The following is a 12,548-nucleotide window of genomic DNA, read 5'->3' on the forward strand; positions in this document are numbered from 1 at the left end:
TGGCTGGCCTGTTTGGCCAATACTCTTGACCGCTGCTTTCTATCCCTTCATACGACCTCGTCCCCCTTTTTTTAGGGCGGGCATCTGTTTCCTTTTTCACAGTGCGTGGGGCAAACGGCACCATCATGCGTAAAGACGGCGATTTTCTGTTTACTTCGGAGTCTGTTTCCGAAGGCCATCCCGATAAAGTTGCTGACCGGATCAGCGATACCGTTCTGGACGCTTATCTTGCGGCAGATCCGGAAGCCCGCGTTGCCTGTGAAACGCTGGTAACCACCAATCGCATCATTCTTGCGGGTGAAGTGCGTGGCCCATCTTCCGTAACATCGGACAAGCTGATTGAACTGGCGCGTGAAGCTGTCAAAGATATCGGTTACGATCAGGAAGGTTTCTCCTGGCGTCATGCGGAAGCTGCGAATTACCTGCATGCTCAGTCTGCCGATATTGCGGTAGGCGTTGATAGCGCAGGTGAGAAAGATGAAGGTGCAGGCGATCAGGGGATCATGTTCGGGTATGCCTCGAACGAAACCGATACCCTTATGCCAGCCCCAATCTACTACGCGCACCGCATTCTGCATGAAATGCGTGATCTGCGCCGTGCGGGTGACCCGATTGTAGCTGGCCTACAGCCGGATGCCAAAAGCCAGGTAACCCTGCGCTACGTAAATGGCCGCCCGGTTGGTGCGACTTCTGTCGTCATCTCCACCCAGCATGATGAAGGCATCAATCAGGAAGAACTGCGTGGCCGTCTGGGCCAGGTGGTTAAGAATGTGCTGCCCGAAGGTTGGGTGCCGCCGGAAAAAGAATTTTACGTCAACCCCACGGGTGTGTTCGTTATTGGCGGCCCGGATGGTGACTGCGGGCTAACAGGCCGTAAGATTATTGTGGACACCTATGGTGGTGCAGCCCCGCATGGTGGTGGCGCATTCTCCGGTAAGGACCCCACGAAGGTTGACCGTTCGGCAGCGTATGCCTGCCGTTATCTGGCCAAAAACGTTGTGGCCGCTGGCTTGGCAGATCGTTGCACCATTCAGCTTTCCTACGCTATTGGCGTGTCTCATCCACTGTCCGTCTATGTGGATCTGGATGAAACCGGCAAGGATGTGGATGAAAACCGTCTGGGTGCAGTGCTGCGTGAAGTTATGGATCTTACCCCGCGCGGTATCCGTAAGCACCTGCGCCTGAACCGTCCGATTTATGCTGTTACATCTGCTTATGGCCACTTTGGCCGCCAGCCGGATGCCAAGCTGGACACCTTTACGTGGGAACAGACCGATCTGGTTGATGCCCTGCGTAGCGCGCTAAACCGCTAAGTTTAGGGCGTTCTGTTCATGGCGGAGGCTAAAGGTTCGGCTGAAAATGGTCAGCCTGTGGTAACAGATGTTAAACCCCCGCCAGAGCGGCTGTATGGCCGCCAGCGTGGGCATCCGTTGCGCCCCCGTCAGGAACGGCTGCTGGATGAAACCCTGCCGCGTATGCGTTTTCCGCTAGAGCGCGCGGCAGATCCGGCTTCTGTTTTCGGCCATCAGCCGGAGCAGATCTGGTTTGAGGTTGGCTTTGGTGGTGGTGAGCACGTGCTTGCCCAAACCAATGCACACCCCGAAGTGGGGTATATTGCCTCCGAAGTTTTCCATAATGGTTTGTGCTCCCTGTTAAGCCGCCTTGTGCCGGTAGGGGAGGAAGCAACTGCACCCGTACCAGATATGCTGCGGTTGTGGGATGATGATGCCCGGCAAGTGCTGAATGTGTTGCCCGATGCGTGTCTGGACAGGTTGTTCCTGATGTTTCCGGATCCGTGGCCCAAGGCACGCCATGCCAAGCGGCGCTTTGTGCATCCGCAAAATGTAGCGCTGGCTGCCCGTGTGCTTAAGCCCGGAGCAGTATGGCGCGTTGCCAGTGATGATCCTACCTATCAGGCATGGGTGCAGGAAGTTATGGCTGCTCAAAATTACTTTGAAGCGCCCGCACCCGTTTTAACCCGGCCAGAAGGTTGGTTTCCCACCCGGTACGAGGCCAAGGCCATTGCCGCTGGCCGACAGCCTATGTACTGGACATTTACCCGCCGCTAAGGCGGGTTTTGTCGTTTTTCACCCTCGGTTGATGGCTTGCATGTGGCATGTGGGTTCATCAGCCCGCATTACGTTTTTGCCATGCGAAAGGTCCGCCATGAGCCAGACGACGCTGCCTATCCGTCGTGCCCTTATTTCTGTTTCCGATAAAACGGGTCTGCTTGATCTTGCCCGTGCTCTTGCAGCGCAGGGGGCAGAAATTCTTTCTACCGGGGGGTCTGCCAAGGCGCTGCGCGATGCGGGCATCCCTGTTACGGAAGTTTCGGATTACACAGGCTTTCCCGAAATTCTGGATGGCCGGGTAAAAACACTGGTACCCAAAATTCATGGCGGCATTCTGGGCCGGCGCGATCTGCCTGCCCATGTGGCCCAGATGGAAGAACACGGCATTGGCCCGATTGATCTGGTGGCCGTGAATTTGTATCCGTTTGAAAAAACCGTGGCTTCTGGCGCAGATGCCGATACGTGCATTGAAAACATTGATATCGGCGGCCCGGCACTTATTCGTGCTGCAGCCAAAAACCATGCCCACGTGGTGGTGCTGACAGACCCAGCCCAGTATGAAGGGTTGATTGATGCGCTGGGCGATGGTGGTACCACGCTAGAAACCCGCCGTGCCTATGCTGGCGCTGCTTATGCGCGCACCGCTGCGTATGATGCCGCCATTGCCGCATGGTTTGCCAAGCAGGCGCAGCAGCCTTTCCCCGAACGCTTTATTATGGCTGGCCAGCGCGCAGAAATCCTGCGCTATGGTGAAAACCCGCACCAGAAAGCCGCTTTCTATCGTGATGGCACAGTGCGCCCCGGTGTAGCAACGGCGCAGCAGGTGCAGGGCAAGTCTCTCTCCTACAACAACATTAATGATACCGATGCTGCGTTTGAGGCTGTTGCCGAATTTGATAGCCCGGCTGTTGTAATTGTAAAGCACGCCAACCCTTGCGGCGTGGCTGTTGCACCTTCCCTAACGGCCGCGTGGGATCAGGCCCTGCGGTGTGATCCGGTTTCTGCCTTTGGGGGCATTGTGGCCCTTAACCGCTCGCTGGATGCAGCCACGGCGGAAAAGATTTCCACCATCTTTACGGAAGTGATTGTTGCTCCGGATGCGGAAGAAGATGCCAAGGCGCTTCTCTCCCGCAAAAAGAACCTGCGTTTGCTGCTGACTGGTGGCCTGCCTAACCCGGCGGCAGAAGGTATTGTCGTGCGTTCCGTAGCAGGGGGTTTTCTGGCCCAAACGCGTGATAACGGCCAGATCAGCCGAGAAGGCCTGAAGGTGGTGACAAAACGCGCCCCCACGGAACAGGAAATGCAGGATCTGATTTTTGCATTCCGTGTGGCTAAGCACGTTAAGTCTAACGCTATTGTGTATGCCAAGGGTGGTGCCACGGTGGGCATTGGCGCAGGCCAGATGAGCCGTGTGGATTCTGCCCGCATTGCCGCTTCTAAAAGTGGTGAGGCCGCAAAAGCCGCTGGGCTGGACAAGCCGCTGACACAGGGTTCTGTGGCCGCGTCTGATGCGTTCTTCCCGTTTGCAGATGGTCTGGAAACCATTGTTGCGGCCGGGGCCACAGCGGTTATTCAGCCTGGTGGTTCTATCCGTGATAATGAGGTGATTGCCGCAGCAGATGCCGCCGGTATTGCTATGGTGTTTACTGGTATGCGCCATTTCCGCCACTGACACGCTTTTCCCGCTCTTGTGGGAATAACAGTTCGTGGCAGAGAATAGGGCCACGAATCTCACGCAATGCTGTCCCCCGTGCACATATGGGCGGGGGCGGCGTTTCATAATCGGTTGGGCTATGCGCTATCTGCTTTCTTTGTCTGCTGCATTATTCGTGTCTTCCGTGGCTGTAGCTGCGCCGGCACATAAAACGCCTGCCTCTAAGGCAGAGTCCTTTTCTGCTAGGCAGACGCATACAGAAAAGCAGGCAGATGGTGTGTACGATCTTTCTGGCTTGCCTTCCTTTAGCGGTAAGGTGGCGCAATTTCTGCCATCTCCGCATGGTGGGGTCTTTGGGCTGGTGCTTGAAGATGGCACGCAGGTTTTTGTCTCTCCCGAACAAACGCATGCATTGGCTGGGCTGGTTAAACCGGGGGATGTTATTTCCATCCGTGGGTTAAAAGGGCGCACGCTGCCTATTATCCGGGCGTTTGGAATTACCAGCCCGCGTGGCCGTGGCATGCAGGATAACTTTATTGCTATGCCCGTGCATTCTACAGAAATGATTGCTGGCCCAGATTTGGTGCTGCACGGCGAAATCTGGCAGCAACTTTACAATGCCAATGGAGAGCTTTCAGGTGTGATTCTGAAAGATCACTCTGTTGTCTGCATTACCCCGCGTGAAGCTACGCGTGTTGCCAATCTGCTTGCTCCGGGGCAAATGCTCTATGCTGTTGGCACAGGTAGCAGTGGTGAACTGGGCACAGCCATTGATGCGCGAGAAATTGGCGCATCAGCCGAAAAAATGGTGGGTATTGCTGTGGGGGATGCCCCGCCACCCGGGCCACCACCCGGCAGCCCGGCTTATGATATTATTCCCGGTGCAGAAGAACACTAAAACCGTCTTTTAGGTGCCCAGTGTAAGCCCAAAGCGGTAACAGCAAACTGTTGCCGGTTTTGTGCGTTAGTCTTTCTACTACAGGCCAGTAACAGTCATGCGTGTTGACGTATGGCCGAAGGGAGAGAGTAGATGGCTATTTTACGCTGGGTTCTGATTTTTCTAATTTTTGCCCTTCTGGCATCCATATTCGGGTTTTCTGGCGCAGCAGGTAATTTTACAGAAATAGCAAAAATTTTGCTGTTTGTGTTTGTGGTGCTGCTGGTGATCAGCCTCTTTTTTGGCCGCACACCCCGAACCTGATTTCAGGCTTTTTCAGATGTGTCATGTGGTGTGCGGTGTGCTGCCGTACACCACAACACACCTGTTATCAGGCAGATAATGGCGCAAAATTCTACAAGGCTTGGCCAGCGATGCGCCCATACAAAGCTGTAAAGTAGAGCAAACAGCGTTTCAAAAATAATCATTTGTCCGGAAAGTGTAAGCGGTAACAGGCGGGAAGCGCGGTTCCACAATCCGTTGGCCACCACAGAAGCCAAAAGAGCCGTTGCGCTGCATACACCCCAAAAACGTGCCCAATCTAACCAAGCATGGGGGGCGGCATGAAAAACAAAAGCAGGAATAACCAGTACAAGAGCCAATGCGCCGGTAACAACACCTGTTAGCAAAGACCAGTCATGATCGCTTACCGTAGAGGTTTTTAACAGCCAGCGTGTGTTTTCAACGGCATATAACGTCCAGGATATCAAAGCCCCCACAGCACAAAATAACCCGATAATTTGCGAAGAAAAAGCAACCGGGTGTACGGGGGTGCTTGCAGCATGAGATGTAAAGCTGCGCGAAACAATAAGCAGAATGCCAATAACGCTTAAGCTCATGGGGATGGCAATCTGTTTGATACGGATGTTACTGCCAGCACGTATGCCCATCACCAATACAGCAATGGGTAAAAACCCAATAATAAGTGTGGTTACGGGGCCACCTACGGTTGTAATAGCCGTAGAAAGTAGAATGTAATACAGAATATTGCCCAGAATAGATAAGCGGATGAGCGCATTCCATTCGGCTTTTCCCAGAATATTTTTAAGAATATTCCAACGTGGGAGTAGTAAAATCAGGGAAATGAGGCCGTAAACAATGTAGCGTCCGGCTGTTATTTGCAAAGATGTAAAATCATGCAGCAGTAGGGGGACAATAAATACAGTGCCCCACAACGCACCGCTTCCCATACCATTAAGCACACCAAGGGTGAGAGAGCGGGAAGACGTCATTCTATTCTACCATGCAAAAAACCGGGAAAAGCCAGTTCCGACTTTAATTTTGCCGGAGAAAGGTTTGTGCCTGTCTAAAAGAGTGTTGTAGCAAAAGCTATGCTTTTTACGGGTATCAGTTACACGCCTGTGTACAACTCGTTGTGTAGAAGTTTAGCCTGCATGGGGCGTGCCAAAGCAATACTTGGCTTTGGCTGGCTTGCTGCTTTTGAGATGCAGCAAGCCAAACTCAAGCGATGCAGATAATTAACCTTCAATCTGGCTGAAATCTGCAATCAGCCGCATCATACGCACAACGCGGGAAAGCAGTTTCAGGCGGTTAAGCCGCAGTTCTGGTTCTGGGGCGTTTACCGTAACCACTTCAAAAAACTTATCCAGCGGTTCACGCAGGCTGGCAGCTTCACGCATAGCATCGGTAAAGCGTTCGGCAGCAAAGTCCTTTTCCACGGCGGGTTCCACACGTTCCAGCGCGTCAAACAGGGCGCGCTCCTCATCCTGTGTGAACAGGGCGGGGTCTGGGCTATCTTCGTGTGGGCCGTCTTTTTTGTCTTCAATCCGCAGAATATTGGCCGCACGGCGCGTGGCGGCCAGCAGGTTCTTGCCGTCTTCCGTTTCCAGCATATCCTGCAAGGCGTGGGCACGGGCTAGCAGGCGCACGATATCCGTATCGGAATTATCGACGGAAATTGCGGCCAGACAGTCATGCCGTGCACCTTCGGAGCGTACCTGCACGCGCAGACGTTCCGCAATAAACTGTGGCAGCAGGTCCAGATCAGGCGCATCCTGCAAATCAGCAGGCAGGGCTTCGGCAGCCAGAACAAACAGGCGCACCAGATCAAGCCGCAGATTGTTTTCACGGATCAGGCGGATCACGCCCAATGCGGCACGGCGCAGACCGAACGGGTCTCCCGAACCGGAAGGTTTTTCACCAGCGGCAAAGAAAGCCACCAGCATATCTATCCGGTCGGCCAGCCCCAGCACAACAGAAACCGGCGCAGTTGGCACGGAATCACCGGGGCCGCGTGGGGTATATTGCTCACTAATGGCCTGAGCCACGGCAGCACTTTCGCCATCATGTTTAGCGTAGTAGCCGCCCATTACCCCTTGAAGTTCGGGGAATTCTCCAACCATACCGGTTGTCAGGTCGGTTTTGCTCAGCTCTGCCGCACGCTCGCAATCAGCTTTGGGTGCGCCTACCATATCGGCCAGAATACCGGCCAAACGCACCATACGGCGCGTGCGATCACCCTGTGATCCCAAGCTGGCATGGAAAGTAATGGAATCCAACGCCTTCAGGCGGGAAGCCAGCGTTTGCTTGCGATCCAGATCCCAGAAATGGCGGGCATCTGCAAAGCGCGCACGCAGCACGCGTTCATTGCCGGTAACAATCAGCGTGCCATCATCTGCGGGGATAATGTTGGCCACAAAAGCAAAACGCGGTGCAGCCGAACCATCGCTGTTGCGCAGGGCAAAATACCGTTGGTTCACGCGCATGGAAACCTGCATCACTTCGGCAGGAAGTTCCATAAACTGCGCATCAATCTGGCCAAGGAACGGCACAGGCCATTCCACCAGCCCAGCTACTTCGTCCACCAATCCAGAATCTGGCACAATCTGCAACCCTTCGGAGGCAGCCAGTGTGTTCAGGCCTTCTGCAATGGTTTTACGGCGTTCTGCCGCATCCACCATCACGTGGCGGTCATGCAAGGTTTTCCGCCATTCCGTAGCGCTGGACACAGCCACGGCACCGGGGTTGAGGAAGCGATGGCCTTCCGTAAGGTTGGCAGCCACCAGATTGTGCCCGTTATCTTCACCCTGAGCGAGGGAGAAAGGTATGGCTTCACCATCCAGAATGCACAGAATACGACGTAGTGGGCGCACCCATGTAAAGCTGCTGCCAGCACCCCAACGCATGGATTTGGGCCAAGGGAAGCGCCGCAGCAGATCAGGCAGCACAGCCGCAATATGGGTCTGCGCGCTTACGGCAGGTTCTTCGCGCTCTAGCACCCAAAAGCCGTTTTGTAGTGTTAGGGCATCACGCGTAACACCATGTTTACGGGTAAAGCCATCAAGCGCTTTATCTGGTGCGCCTTCACGCGGGCCGCGTTCAGAAACCGTACGGCCGGGCACTGTGGCATCAATGTTCAGGCTGGCGGCAATGCGGCGCGGGCCGGTGGCGGCCACGGCATTCTGTGGGTGCAGGGGGGCCAGAGCCTCGGTTAGCAGGCGCAGAAGGTTTTCCCCTGCCTGACTTTGCATCCGGGCTGGAATTTCTTCAGAGAACAGTTCTATCAGCAGTTCGGGCATTATCTTACTTGTCCTCGCCAGCCAGCCAGGTTTCACAGCATAGCTTGGCCAGATTACGCACTCGGGCAATATAGGCAGCGCGTTCGCTCACGCTGATAACGCCGCGCGCATCTAGCAGATTGAACAGATGGCTGGCCTTCAGGCATTGATCATACGCAGGCTGGGCCACTCCGGCTTCGGCCAGCGCCACGCTTTCTTTTTCCGCATCTGTAAAATGCTGGAACAGCAGGTCTGTGTTCGCCAGTTCAAAATTATGGCGGGAGTAATCTTTCTCGGCGCGCAGGAACACATCGCCATAGGTCAGGCCCGCGCCGTTGTAATCCAGATCGTACACGTTTTCCACGCCCTGCACATACATGGCCAGACGTTCCAGCCCGTATGTTAGTTCGGTGGAAGGCAGGGTTACGGGAATACCGCCAACCTGCTGGAAATACGTAAACTGCGTTACTTCCATGCCATCGCACCATACTTCCCAACCAAGGCCCCATGCGCCGATGGTGGGGTTTTCCCAGTCATCTTCCACAAAGCGGATATCGTGCAGTTCGGGGTCAATCCCAATTGCGCGGTAGCTGTCTAGCAGCAGTTTCTGGCTTTCTTCCGGCGTGGGCTTGAGCAGAACCTGATACTGGTAATAGTGCTGCAAGCGGTTTGGGTTTTCCCCATAGCGGCCATCAGAGGGGCGGCGGCAGGGCTGCACATAGGCGGCTTTCCACGGCTTGCTGCCAAGCGCGCGTAAGGTGGTATGGGGGGAAAGGGTGCCTGCACCAATTTCCTGATCATAGGGCTGAAGAATGGCGCATCCCTGTTTGGACCAGAACTGGTGAAGGGTCAGGATAAGATCCTGAAAGGAAAGAGGCCGCTCAGTGGGGCGGGCAGACGCCGGGTCCATGATCAGGGTGCTACTCCGGTAGGTTACGTTATAATGCAGCAATATATATGCTGATATATATGCTGCGTGCGGGCACACCATACAGCCCCATGCGCCGAACCGGAAGAGAAGGTAGGCCATGGTGCAATTCTTCCTGCGCAGGGCTTCTTGCATCGCGCTTGTATCCGCGCCACATCTTGGACAGAGTGTTGGCGTAAAAACAAAGGCTGTAGCCGCCAGCGTTAGGCCCAAAAGGGCAGGGAAGGTATGGGATGAATAACGACGAACGCGATCTGATCGAAAAATTCTTTGCGCGTGTAAGCGGCGCGCCGCAGGGTGGTTTTGCCAGCGTGCCTTCTACGCGGCCCAACCTGCCCCCAATAGACCCGGAAGCAGACCAGTTTATTGCGCAGGAATTCCAGAAATACCCGGAAGCCCGCTATCGTATCACCCAGATGGCAGTTGTGCAGGAAGCCGCGCTGGTAGAAGCGCAAAACCGCATTCAACAGCTTCAGTTCCAGTTACAGCAAGCCCAACAAGCTTTGCAGCAGGCCCAGCAGCAGCAGGGTTCTGGGCAACAGAAATCGGGTGGGTTTTTTAGTGGTTTGTTTGGTGGTGGGCAGAATCCGCAGGCTCAGCCCCAACCGCAGCCAACCGCAGCGCCTCCGGGTTGGGGTGGGCGCCCTGCAGCAGCACCCATGCCGCCGCAATATCAGCCGCAGCCCATGCCTTATGGTATGCGTCCCTCTATGTTTCAGGGTGGTTCGGGCTTTTTGGGCAGTGCACTTTCCACAGCAACAGGTGTTGCTGGCGGTATGATGGCAGCCAATGCGCTCACCAGCCTTTTCAGTGGGCATCATGATGCTGGCGCTGCGGGCGGTGATGCTGGATGGGGTGGCGGCGCGGCCCCTACGGAAACCATTAACAATTATTATGGTGATGCAGGAGCAGCGGGCGCAGATCCTTTTGGTGGGGCAGGTACCAGCGCAGATCCGAATTTTGACGCAAACAATTCTGACTGGGGCGGAGACGCCGGAGATGCAGGCGGAGATTGGGGTGGTGGAGACGATCAGAGCTTCTGATCCACTTACTAAAAAGGGCGGCTTCAAGGCCGCCCTTTTTTATCTGGATACGCTCATTGTTTGCATAAGCTCAAGAATTTTTCGGCGCATTTGCGCGTCTGGAATGCTATAATACACGCGTACCAGCTCCAGTGTTTCCTGCTTTTTGAATATATTTTTTGTATCCGATGTAGGTGCTACGCTAACATTCTTGTCCGATGGCGCACCAAAGCTTTTGCGTGTTTCCGAAAAATGCGCCTGCTTATTGGAAACAACTTCCGCAGAATGCATATCATCAAAAAAGAAGCTGATCGGCACATCCAACGCACAGGCAATATGATACAATCGCGAAGCGCCTACTCGGTTTGCTCCACGTTCATATTTCTGAATCTGCTGGAAGGTAATTCCCAAAGCTTCTCCCAGTTTTTCCTGAGAGAGTCCCAACAATGTGCGGCGTAGTCTTATGCGTTTGCCAACATGGGCATCAATGGCACTGGCAGCAGCATGAGGCTGGATCATGGTGGTGTCGATCGGTTCCTGCTCCGTATGTTTCACGCCTCGAAACTTTTCCTGCTTTCACGAGGGAATATGCTCAAGAAGGTTAACATTTTATAAAGATGTTTGCCGTCTCCTCCAAAAGAAAAACAGCGCAGACACCTATTTAAAAGCGAACTGCGCCATAAAACTGAAAAAAACGGTGAACAGGAAACTAAGAAAAATCAGGCTTTGCTGCGCCGGATAGATGCGCCCAGAATCAGCAATGCACAGAATAGTAAAGGAACAGCTTGTCCGTAATGCCCGAAAAACGTGCGAGGAAGGGCCGCAGGCACAGCAGAAACAAGTACACCTGTTTTATCCCATCCCAATTTGGCAAGAAGATGGCCTCTGCCATCAAAAGCCGCAGAAATACCTGTATTGGCAGCTCTTACGATTGGCAGCCCTTCTTCTACAGCGCGTAAGCGCACGGATTCCAAATGCTGGCGTGGGCCTGCACTGTTGCCGAACCATCCATCATTCGTAACATTGGCTAACCAGCGGGGGCGATCATGGGGGTTGGTCACATCGCCCGAAAAAATCACTTCGTAACAGATTAACGGGCCAACGGGTGGAATGTTGGCCAAATGCCATGTTTGTGGGCCAGGGCCAGCAGCCAATCCGCCCTGCGGTACAATCTGTAAAGGGATGAAGGAGGGTTGATATTCTCCAAAAGGTACAAGGCGTGCTTTATCATACACGGCGCTTACGGCCCCATCAGGAGCCAAAGCCAAAACGGAATTACGGTAATGCCCGTTATCATCCTGCCGGAGTGCACCAATAATTCCTGCATCGGCCCCAAGAGCCCAATCCATAATAACTTCTCGGGCCTTGGGCGTATCCTGCAACAGATCGTAGCCGGGGAAAGAGGTTTCCGGCCACAAAAACACAATAGGGCGATAAGGTGTGCCAGAGGCTGCCTGCTGAATTTGTAACTGCCGAGCTTGCTGCACGCCTTGGGCTGTTAGGCGTAGGTAGCGCAAAAAGATATCTCTGGGGCGCAACCGGCCTACTTTTTCAGTTTCGGGCACATTGCCCTGAACCATAACAGCTATTGGCCCGGATTCGCCCTGAGGATAAATGCTGTAAAAGCGCGCGGCGCCCACACCAAGCCACAGCACAGAGGCAGCTATACAGCCCATATAAATTCTACGCCGAACTATAGGTATGCAATAAGGGGCTGCCGATTGTGGCGTAAACGGAATGCGCAGATGCAGGTTATCCAATAAGGCGCTGCCACATAGCAGGCTTGCCAATACAAGCGCCAAAGTTAGCCCATCTTCTCCCACCCATGCAGCAGGTTGGATGAGTATGTCCCCAACAGGGCCGGGTATGGCAAGGCAACTGCCCAGTGCATTCCACGTAAAACCGCTGAATAAAAATGTGCGGCCCATATCAAAAATCGTCCATGCTCCGGCAAAAAATGCCAGACGGCGCAATCCTGCGGGCACCAACATGCTGAGTGCGGCCGGTGCCCCCACCATCGGCGCAAGAATAAGGGCACACCCCATGGAAGGGAAAGGCACAAACCACCAGAACTCATCAGCACGAATCAGCACAGCATTGACCAGCCAGTAAAGTCCGGCTGTGTAAAAGCCAAAACCAAACAGGCAGCCAGCCCATGCGGCGTGTTTCCAACTTGTTGTGGTGTTAAGTATCCGGCCGAGTATGCCAAAAGTAAGCAACAATATGGGTAGGAAGTGCAAAGGGGGCAGAGCCAGCGCAGAAAGAGCGCCAACCCCCAGCATAAACCCTATGAAACGCCAATTGTCCCGCCAGCATCGGCGCAGGCGGTTATGCGCCGTTTGAAAAAACGCGGGCAGTTTTACCACGGCGCAAACCTTAGTTTACTGACTGACAGAAAAAGAAAACGGACGTTGAAA

The 12,548-nt window shown here is 54.2% G+C and carries 11 protein-coding genes; 6 read left to right on the forward strand and 5 right to left on the reverse strand.

Annotated elements, in window-relative coordinates:
* The first annotated feature begins 125 nt into the window (after nt 1-125).
* The 5 genes from metK (at nt 126) to DS739_RS01585 (ending at nt 4,927) form a co-directional block, all read left to right on the forward strand.
* On the forward strand, nt 126-1,313 hold the full coding sequence (gene metK / locus DS739_RS01565) for a methionine adenosyltransferase (protein ID WP_035351186.1): 1,188 nt from the start codon (nt 126-128) through the stop codon (nt 1,311-1,313).
* An 18-nt stretch (nt 1,314-1,331) separates the two neighbouring features.
* Nucleotides 1,332-2,069: a tRNA (guanosine(46)-N(7))-methyltransferase TrmB gene (locus DS739_RS01570; protein ID WP_006116847.1), complete on the forward strand. Its 738-nt coding sequence runs from the start codon at nt 1,332-1,334 to the stop codon at nt 2,067-2,069.
* Nucleotides 2,070-2,166: 97 nt separating this feature from the next.
* Nucleotides 2,167-3,744 (forward strand): bifunctional phosphoribosylaminoimidazolecarboxamide formyltransferase/IMP cyclohydrolase, encoded by a 1,578-nt coding sequence (gene purH / locus DS739_RS01575; protein WP_035351214.1) that lies wholly within the window; start codon nt 2,167-2,169, stop codon nt 3,742-3,744.
* Nucleotides 3,745-3,865: 121 nt separating this feature from the next.
* Entirely contained in the window at nt 3,866-4,624 is a 759-nt protein-coding gene (locus DS739_RS01580; protein WP_035351190.1) for an OB-fold nucleic acid binding domain-containing protein, read from the forward strand.
* A 132-nt stretch (nt 4,625-4,756) separates the two neighbouring features.
* Nucleotides 4,757-4,927 carry a DUF1328 domain-containing protein gene (locus DS739_RS01585; RefSeq protein WP_003623804.1) on the forward strand — a complete coding sequence of 57 codons (171 nt, stop codon included), beginning with the start codon at nt 4,757-4,759 and terminating at the stop codon, nt 4,925-4,927.
* 2 nt (nt 4,928-4,929) lie between these two features.
* Here the strand turns inward: DS739_RS01585 and DS739_RS01590 are convergent, their stop codons facing one another.
* The 3 genes from DS739_RS01590 to DS739_RS01600 form a co-directional block, all read right to left on the reverse strand.
* Nucleotides 4,930-5,895 carry a DMT family transporter gene (locus DS739_RS01590; protein ID WP_006116850.1) on the reverse strand — a complete coding sequence of 322 codons (966 nt, stop codon included), beginning with the start codon at nt 5,893-5,895 and terminating at the stop codon, nt 4,930-4,932.
* Nucleotides 5,896-6,141: 246 nt separating this feature from the next.
* Entirely contained in the window at nt 6,142-8,202 is a 2,061-nt protein-coding gene (gene glyS, locus DS739_RS01595; RefSeq protein ID WP_035351193.1) for a glycine--tRNA ligase subunit beta, read from the reverse strand.
* Nucleotides 8,203-8,206: 4 nt separating this feature from the next.
* Nucleotides 8,207-9,091 carry a glycine--tRNA ligase subunit alpha gene (locus DS739_RS01600; RefSeq protein WP_035351216.1) on the reverse strand — a complete coding sequence of 295 codons (885 nt, stop codon included), beginning with the start codon at nt 9,089-9,091 and terminating at the stop codon, nt 8,207-8,209.
* Nucleotides 9,092-9,342: 251 nt separating this feature from the next.
* On the opposite strand from DS739_RS01600, the gene DS739_RS01605 reads away from it, so the two are divergent.
* The gene (locus DS739_RS01605) at nt 9,343-10,152 is read left to right on the forward strand and encodes a DUF2076 domain-containing protein (RefSeq protein WP_006116853.1); all 810 of its coding nucleotides are present in this window, start codon (nt 9,343-9,345) and stop codon (nt 10,150-10,152) included.
* A 39-nt stretch (nt 10,153-10,191) separates the two neighbouring features.
* On the opposite strand, the gene DS739_RS01610 is transcribed toward DS739_RS01605, so the two are convergent.
* Both DS739_RS01610 and lnt read right to left on the reverse strand, forming a co-directional pair.
* Nucleotides 10,192-10,686, reverse strand: a complete 495-nt coding sequence (locus DS739_RS01610; protein ID WP_006116854.1) for a helix-turn-helix domain-containing protein — start codon at nt 10,684-10,686, stop codon at nt 10,192-10,194.
* Between the two features lie 164 nt (nt 10,687-10,850).
* Complete coding sequence (lnt, locus tag DS739_RS01615; RefSeq protein ID WP_006116855.1) at nt 10,851-12,497, reverse strand: apolipoprotein N-acyltransferase; 1,647 nt, start codon at nt 12,495-12,497, stop codon at nt 10,851-10,853.
* Between the last annotated feature and the right edge of the window lie 51 nt (nt 12,498-12,548).

This window comes from Acetobacter sp. JWB, assembly GCF_003323795.1.
Classification (GTDB): Bacteria; Pseudomonadota; Alphaproteobacteria; order Acetobacterales; family Acetobacteraceae; genus Acetobacter; species Acetobacter oryzifermentans.